General features: G+C 72.8%; 6 protein-coding genes. All 6 read left to right on the top strand.

The features are described 5' to 3' along the window. The first annotated feature begins 357 nt into the window (after positions 1-357). The 6 genes from H293_RS0138880 (at position 358) to H293_RS0138855 (ending at position 18,579) form a co-directional block, all read left to right on the top strand. Complete coding sequence (locus tag H293_RS0138880; protein ID WP_020123191.1) at positions 358-1,599, top strand: cytochrome P450; 1,242 nt, start codon at positions 358-360, stop codon at positions 1,597-1,599. 272 nt (positions 1,600-1,871) lie between these two features. Further along, the gene (locus tag H293_RS0138875) at positions 1,872-14,813 is read left to right on the top strand and encodes an amino acid adenylation domain-containing protein (protein ID WP_020123190.1); all 12,942 of its coding nucleotides are present in this window, start codon (positions 1,872-1,874) and stop codon (positions 14,811-14,813) included. Further along, the gene (locus H293_RS0138870) at positions 14,810-15,031 is read left to right on the top strand and encodes an MbtH family protein (protein WP_020123189.1); all 222 of its coding nucleotides are present in this window, start codon (positions 14,810-14,812) and stop codon (positions 15,029-15,031) included. Before H293_RS0138875 ends, H293_RS0138870 begins: the two co-directional genes overlap by 4 nt. Continuing rightward, on the top strand, positions 15,028-16,077 hold the full coding sequence (gene hppD / locus H293_RS0138865; protein ID WP_020123188.1) for a 4-hydroxyphenylpyruvate dioxygenase: 1,050 nt from the start codon (positions 15,028-15,030) through the stop codon (positions 16,075-16,077). Before H293_RS0138870 ends, hppD begins: the two co-directional genes overlap by 4 nt. Then, positions 16,074-17,219, top strand: coding sequence for an alpha-hydroxy acid oxidase (locus H293_RS0138860; RefSeq protein WP_020123187.1), 1,146 nt, complete (start codon positions 16,074-16,076; stop codon positions 17,217-17,219). Before hppD ends, H293_RS0138860 begins: the two co-directional genes overlap by 4 nt. After that, complete coding sequence (locus tag H293_RS0138855) at positions 17,212-18,579, top strand: aminotransferase-like domain-containing protein (protein ID WP_020123186.1); 1,368 nt, start codon at positions 17,212-17,214, stop codon at positions 18,577-18,579. Before H293_RS0138860 ends, H293_RS0138855 begins: the two co-directional genes overlap by 8 nt. The last annotated feature ends 56 nt before the right edge of the window (positions 18,580-18,635 follow it).

Raw genomic sequence — 18,635 nt, 5'->3', positions numbered from 1 at the left:
GGCGGCGACACTCACGCCAGGTTACACAGATGAAATGCCTATGCAAGGGCACGAACGGAATCAAGGAATCCGGTACCGGCGCGGCCGCCCCTCTTAACAGCCGTCATTCCTGCAGGTCAGTAGGTGCTGGACACACCGGTACGACGGGAATGACCTTGACACCGCTTGAGAGGGCTACCTATGCTCGGACCCCGTTGGCATCAATCGGACTGTTGTACGAGGTAGTTCGATTCCAATGGGTCTGACGGCGCGGGGGCTCTCTCGATTGAGCGGCCGTACAAGCAGGGCATCGGTCCGCAATTGACTCCTTTTACTGTCGGCCTTCCTTCATTCACTTGCCTGACGGGGGCTGTCCGAATGACCGATCTCGCAGCGTTAACGGGTCTTTCCTTCGATCTGCGGACGAAGGCGTTCCTGGACTATCTGGACCGCCGGCGCGCGCAGACGTCGGTCGTCAAGAGCGACCAGCCAGGGGTGTGGGAGGTCTTCGGCTACGACGAGGCCGTGCAGGTGCTCGGCGATCACGGGACCTTCTCCAACGACATGAACGACCTGATCCCGGAGGACGAACGGGAACTGGCGAGCGCCGCCCAGGGCAACTTCCTCGGGATCGACCCGCCCCGCCACACGCAGATGCGCGAGCTGGTGCGACGGGCCTTCACTCCCCACGTCGTGGCCGGCCTGGAGCCGGTCATCGAGCGCACAGCCGAGCAACTTCTGGACGAGGTCGAGCTGTCGGCCGACGGCACGGGCACCGTCGATCTCGTGGCCGGCTTCGCCAGCCCGCTGACCGCGCGGGTCATCGCGAAGCTCTTCGGCATCCCGGAACAGGACCATGTCCTGTTCACCATCTGGGCGGACGCCCTGCTCGGTGCCCGGCCCGCCGGTGAGCTGGGCAAGGCCGACGAGTCCGCCGTGCGCGAACTCGGCGACCTCGTGCGCTCGGCCTCGGCCTACCTCCTGGAGCTCATCCACGAGCGCCGTGCCCACCCCCGGGACGATCTGATCAGCAGCCTCGCCCAGGCGGAGGTCGACGGACGCGGCCTCGACGACCACGAGATCGTGGGCGTCATCGGCATGTTCGTCATCGCGGGGCATCTTCCGTCGTCCGTGCTGATCGGCAGCACCGTCATGGCGCTGGACACCCACCCCGACACCTTCGCGGAGGTCCGCGCCGACCACGGCCTGCTGCCCCAGGTCGTGGAGGAGGTGCTGCGCTGGCGCCCGCCACTGGTCCGGGACCAGCGGGTCACGGCGTGCGAGACAGAGCTCGGCGGCGAACGCATCCCGGCCGGCGCGATGGTGTGCCTGTGGCTCGCCTCCGCCCACCGCGACGCCTCCCGCTTCCCACAGGCCGACGCGTTCGACATCCACCGCGAGAACCGGACCCGCCACATCGCCTTCGGCAAGGGCATCCACTTCTGTCTCGGCGCACCACTGGCCCGCATGGAGACCCGAATCGCGCTGACCGCCCTCCTGCGCCGCTACGACCGGATCGAGGTGCTGCGCGACGGCGGCATCCAGTTCCACCCGTCGATCGGTGTCCTGGGACCGGTACGCCTGCCGACCGCGGTGCACGCCCTCGCGCCGACCGTGTGAGGCCAGCGGCCGGCCCCACCGCTCACGGCCCGGGCGACCGCTCAACCACCGTCGCCCACCGACGTTGCCGCCCGGGCCGCCCACCCACCGGCCCGCTGACGCGAGCGCCCCTCCCCTGACCCACGGCCTCGAAGCCCCCGTCCGGACCGGCCACGGTCCGGACGCCGGCGCCGGCCCTCTCCCACACGTCCTGCGACGGTCCGCGCCACCCCGACGACCGGTGTGCGCGCCCGTCCGGAGCCGACCCCTGCTGTCCGCGGCGAGGAAACCCCATGGCGACTGACCGGCCGACCCTCCCCCACCCCCAGGACGGGGAGCCCCCCGTCCCGCCGAGCCCGCACCGGCTCAACCCCGCCTACGTGATCTACACGTCCGGGTCCACGGGGGTGCCCAAGGGCACCGTGATCCCCGGCGAGAACCTCACGAACCTGCTGGCCGACTTCCAGGAGCGGCTCTCCTTCGGGCCCGAGGACCGGCTGCTCGCGGTCACCACCTTCGGCTTCGACATCTCCAACCTGGAACTGCTGCTCCCCCTGATCTCCGGGGGCGAACTCGTGCTCGCGCCGCAGGAGGCGACGCACGATCCGGCGGCCCTGCGGCAGCTCGTCGACGAGACGGGTGCGACGGTCGTCCAGGCGACCCCGACCCTGTGGCAGAGCGTGCTGGACAGCGAGCCGGAGGCGCTGCGGGGACTGAAGGTCCTGGTCGGCGGCGAGGCCCTGACGGAGCGTCTGGCGCAGGGTCTTGGCGCGGCGGCGCGGGAGGTCACGAACGTCTACGGGCCCACCGAGACGACGATCTGGTCGACGAGCGCCCTCGTCGGCCCGGCCACCGCGGGCCGGCCGCCGATCGGGCGCCCGCTGGCGAACACCCGGACCCATGTGCTCGACCGCCGGCTGCGGCCGGTACCCCTCGGCGGCACCGGCGAACTGTTCATCGCGGGCGCCGGTGTGGCCCGCGGTTATCTGGGCCGTCCCGCCCTGACCGCCGACCGGTTCGTGGCGGACCCCTTCGGCCCGCCGGGAACGCGTATGTACCGCACCGGGGACCTGGTGCGCCGACGTGAGGACGGCGACCTGGAGTTCCTCGGCCGGGCCGACGGCCAGGTCAAGATCAGGGGTTTCCGGATCGAGCTCGGCGAGGTCGAACACGCCCTGGCGGGCCACCCCGAGATCGCCCAGGCCGCCGTGGTGGTTCGGGACCTCGGCGCCGGCGGACCCGCCCTCGTCGCGTACGCCGTGCCCCTGCCCGGTGCCGACCCCGACCCTGCCGGGCTGCGTGCCCACCTGGCCGAGCGGCTGCCCGGGCACATGCTGCCCACCGCACTGACCGTGCTGGACGCGCTGCCGCTCACCCCGAACGGCAAGCTGGACCGCCGGGCGCTGCCCGCCCCCGATCTCGGCCCGGCGGCATCGGGACGCGCACCGCGCACCCCGCAGGAGGAGATCCTGTGCGAGCTGTTCGCGCAGGTCCTCGAAGTACCGGCAGTGGGCCTGGACGACCACTTCTTCGGCCTGGGAGGCCACTCCCTGCTCGCGACCCGGCTCGCCAACGCCATCCGGTCGCGGCTGGGCGTGGAACTCCCCGTGCGCACGCTGTTCGAGGCGCCCACCGTGGCCGCGCTCGCCCGGCGGATCGCCGGATCCGGCAGCACGCGCACCGCCCTGACGCCCAGGGAGCGTCCCGAGCGGATCCCGCTGTCCTTCGGGCAGCGCCGGCTGTGGTTCATCAACCGAATGGACGGCGGCGGCACGGCGTACCACATGCAGAGCGTGCTGCGGCTGCGCGGCGAGCTGGACCGTACGGCGCTCGCCGAGGCCCTGGCGGACGTGGTGGCCCGGCACGAGTCGCTGCGCACCGTCTTCCCCGAGGCGGACGGCGAGCCCCACCAACTGGTCCTGGAACCAGGGGACGCGCGCCCCGTTCCGGCCGTGACGGACACCGACGAGAGCGGGCTTGCGGCCGCGCTGCGGGCCGCTGCCGCGCAGCCCTTCGAACTCACGCGGGAACTCCCCTTGCGCGCGCACCTGTTCGCGCTGTCCCCGACCGAGCATGTGCTGATGGTGGTCCAGCACCACATCGCCGCCGACGGCTGGTCGCTCACGGTGCTGGCCCGCGATCTCGGCCGGACGTACCGCGCCAGAAGCCGCGGCGAGGCACCCGACTGGCGCCCGCTGCCGGTGCAGTACGCGGACTACGCCCTCTGGCAGCGCGAGATCCTCGGCGACGAGCGGGACCCCGACAGCCTGCTGACGGCACAGACGGAGTTCTGGAAACGGGCCCTGGACGGCCTGCCCGAGCAGACCCTGCTTCCCACGGACCGGCTCAGGCCGCGCACCGCGGGTTTCCGGGGCGAGACGGTCCCGCTGGACCTGGACGGAGACCTCCACCAGCGGCTGCTCGACCTCGCCCACCGGCACAACGCGAGCCTGTTCATGGTGCTCCACGCGGCGCTCGCCGCGCTGTGCACCCGGCTCGGGGCGGGGACCGACATCCCCATCGGCTCACCGGTGTCGGGCCGGACGGACGATGCGCTGGACGATCTGATCGGCTTCTTCGTCAACACTCTGGTCCTGCGCACCCGCACGGACGGCGACCCACGTTTCACCGACCTCCTGGCGTCCGTGCGCCAGAACGCCCTGGCGGCCTACGACCACCAGGACCTGCCCTTCGAGCGGCTGGTCGAGACGCTCAATCCCGACCGGTCGCTGTCCCAGCACCCGCTGTTCCAGATCTTCCTGGCCCTCCAGAACACCCCGGACGCCGACATCCGCTTCGAGGGCGTCGCCGTGCGGCCGCAGGACGAGGCGCTGCCGTCGGCCAAGTTCGATCTCGCGTTCAATCTGGCCGAACGCTTCGGGGACGAGCGCGCGGCACAGGGCGTCCACGGCACCGTCGAGTACCGCACCGACCTCTTCGACCGCGGCACCGTCGAAACCCTCGTCGCCCGTCTGGTCCGGTTCCTGCGGGCGGTCGCGGCGGACCCGCGCCGGCGGATCGGCGCGGTGGAGATCCTCGGCGAGGAGGAGCGCCTGTGGCTGCTCGGCGGCGCTCCCGTACACGTTCCCTCAGACGACTCCCCAGAGCATCGCCCGCTCGACGGATCACCCGGCCGGCCCGCCGCGGAACCCGGCACCCTGCACACCCGCTTCGCCCGCACGGCCGCCACCCACCCGGACGCCCTCGCCCTGCGCGCCGGGGACCGGGAGATGACCTACCGCGAAGTGGACCGGCGCGCCGACGCGTTGGCGCGGACGCTCAGGGCGCGGGGTGTCGGTACGGAGAGCCGGGTCGCCGTCTTTTTGGAGCGCTCGCCGGAGCTGGTCGTGTCGATGCTCGCCGTGTGGAAGGCGGGCGGTGTGTGCGTCCCGCTGCACGAGGCCTTCCCGGCGGACCGGCTGGAGTGGGTCATGGCGGACACGGCGGCCGTCGTGCTGCTGACGGACCGGGCGATGCTCGGCCGGGCCTTCCGCCATGACGCGCGGGTGGTCGTGGTGGACCAGGAGGCGGAGGTGGAGGCGGCACCGTCGGGCCCGGACGTTCCCGTCCTTCCCGACCAGCTGGCGTACATCATGTACACCTCCGGCTCCACCGGCCTGCCCAAGGGCGTGGCCGTCACCCACCGGGACGTGGTGGCGCTCGCCTGCGACCCGTGCTGGGACACCGGCAACCACGAACGCGTCCTCATGCACGCGCCCTACGCGTTCGACATCTGCGACTACGAGCTGTGGGTGCCGCTCCTCGCCGGCGGTGAGGTGGTGCTGGCCCCGCCCGGACGACTGGACACCTCCGACCTGGCCCGGCTCATCGAGGGCGAGAAGGTCACCGCGGTGCACTTCACCGCCGGTCTGCTGCGCGTGCTCGCCGAGGACGCGCCCGGCTGTCTGTCCCAGGTGCGCGAGGTGCTCACCGGAGGCGACGTCGTGTCGCCGGTCGCCGTCGAGCGCGTCCTGGAGCACGCGCCCGGTGCGCTCGTGCGCCAGCTCTACGGCCCCACCGAGATGACGCTGTGCGCCACCCACCACGAGGTGCGCGCGCCCTACACGGCCGAGGGCCGGGTGCCCCTCGGACGCCCCCTCGCCGGTACCCGCGTCTACGTTCTGGACGAGCGGTTGCGGCCGGTGCCGCCCGGGGTGACGGGCGAGGTGTATCTGGCGGGGTCCGGTCTGGCCCGGGGCTATCTGGGCCGGGCCGGTCTCACCGCGGAGCGGTTCGTGGCCGCCCCCTGGGGGCCGCCGGGCGAACGGATGTACCGCACTGGTGACCTGGGCCGTTGGAACGGCCGGTGGCAGCTGGAGTTCGTCGGCCGCGGCGACGACCAGGTCAAGATCAGAGGTTTCCGAGTCGAGCCGGGGGAGGTCGCCGCGAAGCTCGCGGACCACCCCGAGGTCTCCCAGGCCGAGGTCCTGGTGCGCACCGGCCACTCGGGCGAACGTCAGCTGATCGGCTACGTCGTACCGCACGGGCGGCGGTCCGCCACCCACGTCGAGGAGGGCACGCGGCAGCACGTCGCCGAGTGGCGGCAGATCTACGACGGCATGTACAGCGGTTCCGACGCGTCCGTCGTCGGCTCCGACACCGCCCCGCCCGGCTCCGGCGGCACCGGGTTCGGCTCCGACTTCTCCGGCTGGGAGAGCAGTTACGACGGCCGTCCCATTCCGGTGGCCGAGATGCGCGAGTGGCGTGAGTGCACCGTCGAGCGCATCCGTGCCCTGCGTCCCCGTCATGTCCTGGAGGTCGGCGCGGGCAACGGTCTGATCCTGTCCCGGCTGTACTCCACATGCGCCTCCTACTGGGCCACCGACTTCTCGCCCCGGGCGACCGAGACACTGCGGGCCCACGTGGGTGCGGAGAGTTCGGTCCGGCTGCGGACCCAGCCGGCGGACGACCTGACCGGTCTGCCCGCCGGACACTTCGACACGATCGTCCTCAACTCGGTCGTGCAGTACTTCCCGGACGCGGACTATCTGCGGAGGGTGCTGACCGGGCTGACCGGCCTGCTCGCCCCCGGCGGCGCGCTGTTCATCGGCGACGTCCGCAACCTGGAACTCCTGGACACCTTCCACGCGGCCGTCGAACTGGCCCGCGCGGACGAGGGCGAGGACCCGGCCGCGGTGCGGCGCAGGGCCCGGCGCCGGGTCGAGCGGGAGAAGGAGCTGCTGGTGGCCCCCGGCTTCTTCCACGACTTCGCCCGGATCACCGAGGGCGTCGCGGCGGCCGACGTACGGGTCAAACGAGGCCACGCGCACAACGAGTTGACGCGGTACCGCTACGACGTCGTCCTGCGCGCGGCGACAGACACGTCGGCGCCGGACAGGGAGGCGCCCGGCCCCGGGGCCGCCGCCCCCGTCCTCGACTGGGCCGAGGCCCGCGGCGACCTCGGCGCGCTACGCGCCCGCCTGGCCGGGAGCAGGCCGTCGGCGCTGCGTGTCACCGGCGTCCCGGACGGCCGCACCGCGCACGAACGCGCCGCCGCCGCGGCCCTGTACGCGGGCGAACCCCTCGCCGGGACCGCGGCCGGCGTGGACCCGGCCCTGCTGTACGAACTGGGCGACCGCCTCGGCTACGAGACGACGGTGAGCTGGGCGGGACCCGGCTCGCCGGGCCTGCTCGACGTGCTCTTCACCGACGCCTCCCGGCACACCGGCCCTCTCCCGTCGATCGGCTGGTCCGGCCCCGAACCCGGCCCGGACGCCGTGCCGGCCCGGCACACCAACGCGCCCGCCGCCTTCCAGGAGGCCCGGCGGCTCTCCGCGGCGCTCCGCTCCCACCTCGGGGAGCGGCTGCCGGAGTACATGATCCCGTCGGCTTTCGTGGTGCTGGACCGTTTCCCGGTCACCGCCAACGGCAAGCTCGACCGCGAGGCGCTGCCGGAGCCCGATCCTGGCGACGCGGTGGGCAGCGGTGTGCCGCGGTCCGCACGGGAGGAGCAACTCTGCGCGCTGTTCGCCGAGTTGCTCGGTCTGCCGCGGGTCGGCGTCGAGGACGACTTCTTCCGGTTGGGCGGGCATTCGCTGCTGGCGATCCGGCTGGTCAACGCGATACGTTCGGCGTTCGGCACGGAACTCGGCGTCCGCGCGGTGTTCGAGGCACCGACCGTCGCCGCCCTCGCCGAGCGACTCGACCGGGCCGGGCCCGCGCATGCTCCCCTGGTCCCGGCGGACCGACCCGACCCGCTGCCGGTGTCGTACGCCCAGCGCAGGCTGTGGTTCCTGCACCGTCTGGAGGAGCGCGACGGCGCCTACAACATCCCCATCGCCCTGCGGCTGACCGGTGACCTGGACGAGGGCGCCCTGCGGCGGGCTCTGCACGACGTGGTGGTCCGGCACGAGTCGCTGCGCACGGTGTTCGCCGAGGACGACGGCGAGCCGGTGCAGCGCATCCTGGACGCACAGGACGCCCAGCCGGATCTCGGTGTGGTGGACGTCGGCGAGGACGCCGACGCCCTGGAACGCGCTCTGACCGGGGCGGCCGGCCGGGGCTTCGACCTGGGCACGCAACTGCCGCTGCGGGCGACCCTGTTGAGGCTGGCGCCGACGGAACACGTGCTCCTCGTGGTCCTGCACCACATCGCCGCCGACGGCTGGTCCATGGACCCCTTGGCGCGGGACCTCGGCGCGGCCTACGCGGCCCGCCGCGCCGGACGGGCCCCGCGGTTCACGCCGTTGCCCGTGCAGTACGCCGACTACGCCGTGTGGCAGCGGACCGTGCTCGGCAGCGAGACCGACCCGGGCAGTCGGATCAGCGGCCAGCTCGCCCACTGGCGGGACCGGCTGGCGGATCTCCCGGCCGGCACGGAGCTGCCCACCGACCGTCCGCGGCCGCCCGAGTTCAGCTACCGGGGCGCGGAAGTCCCCCTCCGGTTGCCGGCGCAGCTCCACGCGGACCTCGTCGGCCTCGCCCAGGAGCACGGCGCCACCCTCTTCATGGTGCTGCATGCCGCCCTCGCCGCACTGCTCACCCGGCTCGGCGCGGGTACGGACATCCCGCTCGGAACCCCGGTGGCCGGACGCGCCGACGCACAGCTCGACGACGTCGTCGGCTTCTTCGTCAACACGCTCCTCCTACGCACCGACACCGGCGGCGACCCGGCCTTCGGCGATCTGCTGCGCCGGGTGGCGGAGCAGGACCTGGAGGCGTACGCCCATCAGGACGTGCCGTTCGAGCGGCTGGTGGAGGTGCTGGCGCCGCCGCGGTCGCTGGCCCGGCACCCGCTGTTCCAGGTGATGCTGGCCCTGCAACCGGCCGGCGGCGCCGCGACGGAACTGCCCGGACTGCGCACCGCCGCGCAGCCGATCCCGCAGCGCACGGTCAAGTTCGACCTGGATCTCCAGCTGCGCGAGATCCGATCACCGGACGGCGCGCCGTGCGGTGTCGAGGGCGGCATCATCTACAGCACGGACCTGTTCGACGAGGCCACCGTCGTCGCCCTCGGCGACCGGCTGGTCCGGTTCCTGCGTGCGGTGGCCGACGATCCGGGCCTGGCCATCGGAGACGTCGACATCCTGACCGAGGACGAACGGCCCGCCCGGGCCGGGGAATCCGGCGAAGAGCGTCCCGAACCGGTGATCCGCCGGTTCGAGGCCCAGGTCCGGCGGACCCCGGAGCGGCCCGCGGTGAGCGGCGCGGGCACGACCCTGTCGTACGCGGAACTCGACGCCGAGGCCAACCGGCTGGCCCGGTGTCTGGCGGCCCGGGGAGCGGGGCCGGAGCGGGTCGTCGCCGTGGCGGTGCCGCGTTCGGCGCGGATGCTGGTCGCGGTCCTCGCGGTGCTGAAGTGCGGTGCGGCCTATCTTCCGGTCGACCTCGGCCAGCCGGCCGACCGGGTCGCGTTCACCTTCGGCGACGCCGGTCCCGTCCTGGTGATCACCGAGGGGGACGCGCCGGCGGGTCTGCCCGATCCGTCCGTCGTGCCCCGGGTGGCGCTGGACGATCCCGGGGTCGCGGCCACGCTCGCCGGCACCGGCGACGGCCCCTTCGGGGACGCGGTCGACGAACGCCATCCCGCGTACGTCATCTACACCTCGGGATCCACGGGCACTCCCAAGGGAGTGGTGGTGTCCCGCCGCAGCATGGCCTGTCTGCTGGACTGGGCGGTGGAGCGGTTCGGCGCCGAGGATCTGGAGCGGGTCCTGGCCGCCACCTCGCTCTCCTTCGACGTCTCGGTGTTCGAGCTGTTCGCGCCGCTGCTGACCGGCGGTCATGTGGAGATCGTGCGCGACCTCCTGGAGCTGGCCGATCGTCCTTGGTCGGGGACGCTGGCCGGCGGTGTGCCGTCGGTGTTCTCGGCCCTGCTGGCCGGCGGAGGGGCTCCGTTCGAGGCGCGGACGCTGGCGATGGCCGGGGAGGCGCTGCCCGAGCACGTGGTGCGGCAGGTGCGGGAGCTGCTGCCGGGTGTGCGGATCGCCAACATCTACGGTCCGACGGAGGCCACCGTCTACGCGACGGCCTGGTTCTCGGAGGGCGAGGAGATTCTGGCCCCGCCCATCGGGCGGCCGCTCCCCCATGTCCGGGCCCATGTGCTGGACGAGCGGCTGCGGCCGGTGCCCACCGGAGTGCCCGGGGAACTGTATCTCTCGGGCGAGGGCCTGGCGCGCGGCTATCTCGGCCGGCCCGCGCTGTCCGCCGAGCGGTTCGTGGCCGATCCCTGGGGGCCGCCCGGCGGCCGCATGTACCGCACCGGTGACCTGGTGCGGCGCCGTGCGGACGGTTGCCTGGACTATCTGGGGCGCACCGACGACCAGGTCAAGGTGCGCGGTTTCCGCATCGAGCCCGGGGAGATCGAGAACGTTCTGACCCGGCACCCGGAGGTGGTCAACGCGGCGGTCTCCGCGGTGCCCGACCCGGTCGGGGTACGGCGTCTGGTGGCTCACGTGGCGGTGCGTGCGGGCGGTTCGGCCACCGCCGCGCAGCTCACGGCGCACGTCGGCGCGGCTCTGCCGGAGTACATGGTGCCGACCGCGTTCGTGCTGCTGGACGAGCTCCCGGTCAACGCCAACGGCAAGCTCGACCGTGCGGCGCTCCCGGCCCCGGAGCTGGGCGGCCGTCCGACCGGGGACCGGGTGCGGGACCCGCGCGAGGAGTTGATGGGCGAGCTGTTCGCTCAGGTCCTCGCAGTGCCCACGGTCGGTCCCGACGACAACTTCTTCGAGCTGGGCGGGCACAGTCTGATGGCCACCCGGCTGGCCAACGCGGTCCGCACCGCGTTCGGGGCCGAACTCCCGTTGCGCGCGATCTTCGAGGCACCCACACCGCGGGGCCTGGCGGCACTGCTCGACACGGCGGACAGCGCCCGCCCGGTCCTCGCCCCGGCGGAGCGGCCCGGGACGATCCCGCTGTCGTACGCCCAGCGGCGGCTGTGGTTCCTCAACCGGCTCGACGGCGGCTCGGGGCGGTACAACATCCCGCTCGCCCTGCGCCTGGCGGGCAAGCTGGACCCGGACGCCCTCGGCGCCGCCCTCGGAGACCTGATGGACCGTCACGAGTCCCTGCGTACCGTCTTCCCCGACACCGACGGCGTTCCCCGCCAGCACGTCCTCGCGTCCGGCAACCGCCCGCTCGGCCCGGAACCGGTGCCCGTGTCCCGGGAGGACCTGCCCCATGCCCTGTCGGAGGCAGTGCGGCGGAGCTTCGACCTGGCCGTCGATCCGCCGCTGCACGCGACCTTGTGGCGGACCGCGCCGGACGAGCACGTCCTGCTGCTCGTCCTGCACCACATCGCCGGTGACGGCGCCTCGTACGCCCCGCTCGCCAGGGACCTGGGCACCGCCTACCGGGCACGTGCGGCCGGTCAAGCCCCCGACTGGCAGCCACTGCCCGTCCAGTACGCGGACTACACGCTCTGGCAACGGCGGCTGCTCGGCGCGGAGGACGATCCGCGCAGCCCTGTCTCACGTCAGCTCGCGCACTGGCAGAAGACGCTGGCCGGGCTGCCTCAGGAGCTGACGATGCCCGTCGACCGGCCGCGGCCCGCCGTGATCGGCCACGGGGGCGGTCAGGTACCGCTCAGCGTGGACGCGGACCTGCACCGAAGGCTGACGGCGCTGTCCCGGCGGGAGGGCGTCACCGCCTTCATGCTCTTCCAGGCGGCCCTCGCGGCCCTGCTCACCCGGCTCGGGGCGGGTACGGACATCCCGGTCGGCAGCCCGCTCGCAGGCCGGGGCGACCAGGCGCTCGACGATCTGGTGGGATTCTTCGCCAACACGGTCGTGCTGCGCACCGACACTTCCGGAAACCCCGACTTCGCCGAGCTGCTGCGCCGGGTCCGGGAGACCGCCCTGGCGGCCTACGCCCATCAGGACGTGCCGTTCGAGCGGCTGGTCGAGGTGCTGAGTCCGGCCCGCTCGGTGTCCCGGCACCCGCTGTTCCAGGTCCTTCTGGTGCTCCAGAACACCGAACCGCCCCGGTTCGACCTGGAGGGCCTGACAATCACCGCGGCCGAGGTCGATCCGCAGACGGCCCGGTTCGACCTGGACGTGTCCCTCAGCGAGACGTTCGCGGAGGACGGCGGCCCCTCGGGCGTCCACGGCAGCATCCGGTACAACGCTGACCTGTTCGACGAGGCCACGGTCGCCGCCCTCGCCGAGCGGCTGGTCCTGCTGCTCGAAGCCGTCGCGTCCGACCCGCACCTCCCGGTCGGCTCCCTGAACGTGCTCCTCCCGGCCGAGCGGCGGCGCCTCGACGAGTGGTCCGGCGGGGCTGCGGAGGCCGTGCCCGCGACGCCCCTGCCCGAACTGTTCCAGGCACAGGTGGCACGCACCCCGCGCCGGACGGCACTGCGCTTCGACGACGGCACGCTGTCGTACGACGAGCTCAACCGCCGGGCCAACCGGCTGGCCCACCGGCTCGCCGCGCTGGGCGCGGGCCCGGAGCGCACGGTGGGGCTGCTGCTGCCGCGCTCCCCCGAGCAGGTCGTCGCCGTCCTCGCCGTCCTGAAGGCGGGTGCCGCCTTCCTTCCCGTGGATCCGGACTATCCCGCCGCACGCGTCCGGCACATGCTGGCCGACGCGCGGCCCTTTCTCGTGCTCACCGTGCGGGCACTCGCCGACCGGCTTCCGCACGGGACGCCCACCCTGGTGCTGGACGATCCTGCCGTCGCCGCGAGGACGAAGGCGGCGCCCGCCACGGATCCGGTCGACGCGGAGCGTACGACCGCGCTGCGCACCGCCCATCCGGCCTACGTCATCTACACGTCGGGGTCGACGGGCCGGCCCAACGGGGTGGTGGTGTCCCACGAGGGCATCGCCAACCTGGCGGCCCGGCAGATCGAACGGTTCCGGGTCGCCGCGGGCGACCGGGTGCTCCAGTTCGCTTCCCCCGGCTTCGACGCGGCGTTCTCCGAACTGTGCATGGCGCTGCTGTCCGGGGCGGAGCTGGTGGTGGCCGACAAGGACCACCTCACTCCGGGCCGGCCGCTGGCCGAGCTGATCGCCCGGCAGGGCGTCACCCATGTGACCCTGCCGCCGGTGGCCCTGTCCGCCATGCCGCCGGACCGCCTCGGCCCCGTGCGCACCCTGGTGACCGCCGGGGACGCGCTGCCCGCGGACGCGGTTCGACGCTGGGGTGCCGGGCGGCGTCTGGTCAACGCGTACGGGCCGACCGAGACGACGGTCTGCGCCACCATGAGCGAGCCGCTGTCCGGTACGGACCGCCCGTCGATCGGCCGTCCGCCGGCCGGCGTGGGCATCCGCGTCCTCGACGGCAACCTGCGCCCCGTCCCGCCGGGGGTGGCCGGTGAGCTCTATGTGCACGGTCCGGGTCTGGCCCGCGGATATCTGGGCCGGCCGGGCCTGACCGCGGCACGGTTCGTGGCCGACCCGTACGGCGCGCCGGGGTCGCGCATGTACCGCACCGGTGACCTCGTCCGCCGGGACCGCGACGGCGATCTGCACTTCCTGGGCCGCGCGGACCATCAGGTCTCGGTCCGTGGCTTCCGCGTGGAGCCGGCCGAGATCGAGAACGTGCTGCTGGCCGACCCGGCCGTGGCCCAGGCAGTGGTGGCGGTCCATCAGGAGGGCACCGATGACGGGGTGTTGACCGGGTATGTGGTGCCGGCCGAGGGCGCCGCGCCGGACGCCGCCGTGCTCCGCGGGCGGGCCGGCGAGTCGCTGCCCGCCCACATGGTGCCCGCCGCCGTGGTCGTCCTGGACGCACTGCCGGTCACGCCGAACGGCAAGCTGGACCGGGCGGCCCTGCCCGCGCCGCGGTTCACCGGGGTGTCCGACCGAGCGGCGCGCAGCCCTCGCGAGGCCGCGCTGCGGGAGCTGTTCGCGGAGGTCCTCGGAGTGCCCGCGATCGGTCTCGACGACAGCTTCTTCGACGTAGGTGGCCACTCCATGCTGGCCGCCCGGCTGATCGACCGGGTCCACGGCGCCCTGGGCCTCCGGATCGGGCTGCGTCTCCTCTTCGAGGCCCCCTCGGTGGCACAGCTGGCACGCGCACTGGACGGCACCGCCGAACAGGACCGCCGCGGCGGGGAATTCGACGTCCTGCTGCCGCTGCGGCCGGGCGGCGGGGCGCCGCCCGTGTTCTGCGTCCATCCGGCGGCCGGCCTCGGCTGGTCCTTCACCGGACTCGCCCGGCACCTGGACCTGCGGCACCCGGTGTACGCGCTGCAGTCGCCCGGTGTCGCGGGCGGCCCCGGACGGATCCCGCCGACGGTGGCCGAGACGGCCGAGGTGTACGCCGAGCACATCCGCCGGGTGGCCCCGCACGGGCCGTACCACCTGCTGGGCTGGTCGGCGGGCGGGCTGATCGCCCACGAGATCGCCGTACGGCTGCAGGCCGCGGGTGAACAGGTGGGGCTGCTGGCGGTGTTGGACGGCTATCCGCTGGCCGACCTGCCGGCGGCCATGGCCCCCGCCCCCGACGAGGCCGCCGAGGCGGTGCGCCGGCAGACCTCGGGGCTCCAGTTCGACGACGCCGTACGGGAGAACCTCACCGCGGTGTACCGCGAGGTCACCCGGGCCGCGCGGGACTTCACCCCCGGCGTCTTCCGCGGGGACCTGCTGCACTTCGGCGCCAGGGACACCCTGCTCCCTCCCGCCCTCTGGCAGCCCTACGTCAACGGGCGCCTGCGCCGGACGGACGTCCCCTGCGCGCACGAGGAGTTGACCCGTCCCGCGGCTCTCGCCGTGATCGGTCCGGCGCTCTCGGCCGCGCTGCGCGACACCACCCCCGCTTCCGAACACCACGAGAAAGGAACCGACGCATGACCAACCCCTTCGAGGACGATCAGGCCACCTACCTCGTCCTGCGCAACGAGGAGGGCCAGCACTCGCTGTGGCCGTCCTTCGTGGAGGTGCCGGCCGGCTGGCAGACCGTCCACGGCCAGGCCGACCGCCAGTCGTGCCTCGACTACGTCAACGAGCACTGGACCGACATGAGGCCCAACAGCTTGATCTCCGCCATGGACGGGAGTGATGCGCGGTGAACACCGGACAGCCCCCCTTCGACGACCTGCGCGTCGACCACGTCAGGATCTGCGTCACCGATCTCGAAGCCACGACAGCCGAGTTCGTCGACGGATACGGCCTGGCCGTCGCCGACGTGCTGGAGGACCCCGGCGCACAGCGCACGGCCGTCCTCGTCCGCGAGGACATCCGGCTCTTACTGAGCCAGCCGCTGGCCGAGGACGACCCCAGCGCCGTCTACACGCGGCGGCACGGCGACGGTGTCTGCGACATCGCCCTGGGCACCGCCGACGCCGAGGGTGCCTTCACGGAGGCCGTCCGGCGGGGCGCCCGGCCGCTCGCGGCGCTGCACCGGCACGACGACGGGGTGGTCACCGCGTCCGTGGGCGGTTTCGGCGACGTGGCGCACACCTTCGTCCAGCGGCCGGTCACCACCGGCCGGCCGCACGGAGCGCCGGGGTCCCGGGCAGCCGCACGCGCCACGGGACTTCGGCATGTCGACCACTTCGCCGTGTGCGTGGAGGCGGGCGATCTCGCCGGCACCGTGGAGTTCTACGAGCAGGTCATGGACTTCCGGATGATCTTCGAAGAGAAGATAGTCGTCGGTGCCCAGTCGATGAACTCCCAGGTGGTGCAGAGCCGTTCGGGCCTGGTGACGCTGACCGTCATCGAGCCGGACACCAGCCGGGAACCGGGCCAGATCGACGCGTTCGTCAAGAATCACGGCGGTGCCGGTGTGCAGCACGTCGCGTTCACCAGCGGCGACATCGTGCACTCCGTGACGGCGATGCGGGCCGGCGGCGTGGGTTTCCTGGACACTCCCGACGCGTACTACAGCAGGCTGCCCGAGCGGCTGGCGCTGTCCCGGTACTCGCCCGCCGAACTCGGGAACCTGGACATCCTGGCCGACGAGGACCACGCCGGCCAGCTGTTCCAGATCTTCACCCGTTCCACCCACCCGCGCCGGACCCTCTTCTTCGAGGTCATCGAGCGCGCCGGGGCCACCACGTTCGGCAGCGGCAACATCAAGGCCCTGTACGAGGCCGTAGAGGCGGAGGGGGTGTGACCTCGCCCGGGAGCGGCCCCGCCCTGGAGGCGTCACCCCTGAGCGGTCCGCTCGCCGACGCGCCTCCCGGTCTGGCCGGGATCAGGAGCGCGGCGCGGGCCGTCACGGACCCGGCGGTGTGGGACTTCATCGAGGGCGGCAGCGGTGCGGAGACGGCCTTGGCGGCCAACCGGGCGGCCCTCGACGGCGTGGCGCTCCTGCCCCGGGTGCTGACCGGCCGAACCGGCGCCGACCTGTCCGGACGGCTGCTGGGCACCGACGCCGCGATGCCGGTCGCGGTCGCGCCGATGGCCTATCAGTGCCTGCTGCATCCCGAGGGCGAGCGGGCGGTCGCCCGGGCGGCCCGCGCCGCCGGAGTGCCGTTCGTGCTCAGTACCCTGAGCAGTCGTCCCCTGGAGGAGGTCGTCGCCACCGAGGCGGACGTCTGGTTCCAGCTGTACTGGCTGCGCGAGCGGTCCCTGACGGACGGACTCGTCGCCCGCGCCGAGGACTCGGGCTGCCGGGCGCTCATGGTCACCGTGGACGTCCCGACCATGGGGCGGCGCTGGCGGGACGTGCGCAACGGGTTCTCGCTGCCGCCTCATGTGCGGGCCGCGAACCTGGGCCCCGGGCTCGACGACCTGGCGCACCGGTCCACACCAGGGGTCTCGGCCGTCGCCGATCACACGCGGTCCCTGTTCGGCGTCCCGACTCTGCGGGACCTGGAACGGTTGCGGCGACGCAGCTCTCTTCCCCTGGTGGTGAAGGGAGTTCTCGACGCACGGGATGCCCGGCGCGTGGCGGAGTGCGGCGCCGACGCCGTGGTGGTCTCCAACCACGGGGGCCGCCAGTTCGACGGTGCTCCACCGAGCATCGCCCAACTCCCCTTGGTGTCCGAGGCGGTGGCCGGTCTCTGCGCGGTGCTGCTGGACAGCGGCATACGTACCGGCACGGACGTGCTGCGCGCCCTGGCTCTCGGGGCCTCGGGCGTGCTGGTCGGCCGCCCGGTGCTGTGGGGGCTCGCGGCGCACGGGGAGAAGGGGGTCGCCGAGGTGCTCTCCGTCCTGCGGGACGAGCTCCGGGAGGGGCTGCTGCTGACCGGCTGCGCCGACCTCGCAGCCGCCGCGGATCTCCGCGTCCGGAGGTGGGCCGCCGATGCCTGACCGACCTCTCGCCGGCCCGACCGCCGACCTGGACCTGGCCGGGCTGCACACCTCGCTGGAGGATCCGGCGCTCGCCTCCATGACGTTCCTCAACGAGGTCACCGGGCGCCACCCGAAGGCCCTGTCCTTCGCACCGGGCCGGCCCACGGAGGAGGGCTTCGACGTCGAGGCCGTGCACCGGTATCTGCGCCGGTTCTGCGACCACCTGGCCACGGACCGCGGTCACACGCCCGAGGAGGTCCGCAGGACCCTGTGCCAGTACGGGCGGACGAGCGGCATCGTGCACGAACTCATCGCACGCCAACTGGAGGTGGACGAGGGGCTGCGCACCGAACCGGAGTCGATCGTGGTCACCGTCGGCTGCCAGGAGGCGATGTACCTGGTCCTGCGCGCCCTGCGCCGCGACGAGCACGATGTCGTGCTGGCCGTCTCACCGACCTATGTCGGCCTGACGGGCGCCGCGCGGCTGGTGGACATGCCGGTGCTGCCGGTGGCGAGCGGCAGCACCGGTATCGATCTGGCGGATCTCACCGCCCAGGTCCGCGGTGCGCGCGAGCGCGGTCTGCGCCCCCGCGCCTGCTACCTCGTGCCGGACTTCGCCAACCCGTCCGGGCTGAGCCTCGACCTCGCAACCCGCCGCGAGCTGCTGGCCCTCGCCGAGCGGGAGGGCATCCTGCTGCTGGAGGACAACCCGTACGGCATGTTCCACGACGGCTCGGGACGCGTGCCCACCCTCAAGGCGCTGGACACCGGGCGGCGGGTGATTCACCTCGGGTCCTTCGCGAAGACCGTGCTCCCCGGCGCCCGGGTGGGTTATGTGGTGGCCGACCAGCGGGTCGGGGACGGACAGGGGCGCATCCAGGGGTTGGCCGAGCACCTGTCGAGGATCAAGAGCATGCTGACGGTCAACACCTCCCCCATCAGCCAGGCCGTCGTCGGCGGCGCCCTCCTGGAGAACGACTTCAGCCTGGAGCGCGCGACCTCGCGGTCGCGGCACGTATATCAACGCAATCTCGCGCATGTCCTGCGCGGTCTGGAAACCCGCTTCGGCCGGTGCGACTCCGTGTCCTGGAACACGCCGAGGGGCGGCTTTTTCATCGTGGTCACCGTGCCGTTCACGGTGGACGACGAATTGCTCGAACGATCGGGCCGTTCCTTCGGCGTGCTGTGGACTCCGGTATCCCACTTCTACGACGGGAAAGGCGGCCGAAATCAGATTCGGCTGTCCTGCAGTTCTCTTGACAGCGCACAAGTGGAAGAAGGCCTGAACAGACTTGCGAACCTATTCGTAGACAAAGGTGTGCTCGGAGTTGACACCGGTACCGACTCGATGCCTGGGTGTAGTAGCGTAAGCATGTAGATTACACTGAGGAGTCGACTTGTTACGTTGCGAATCCGTCAGCAAGCGCTACGGCA

The organism is Streptomyces canus 299MFChir4.1, assembly GCF_000383615.1.
Taxonomy (GTDB): Bacteria; Actinomycetota; Actinomycetes; order Streptomycetales; family Streptomycetaceae; genus Streptomyces; species Streptomyces canus_C.
Note: the sequence above shows the minus strand (reverse complement) of the source record. Positions and strands in the feature narration are given on the sequence as shown.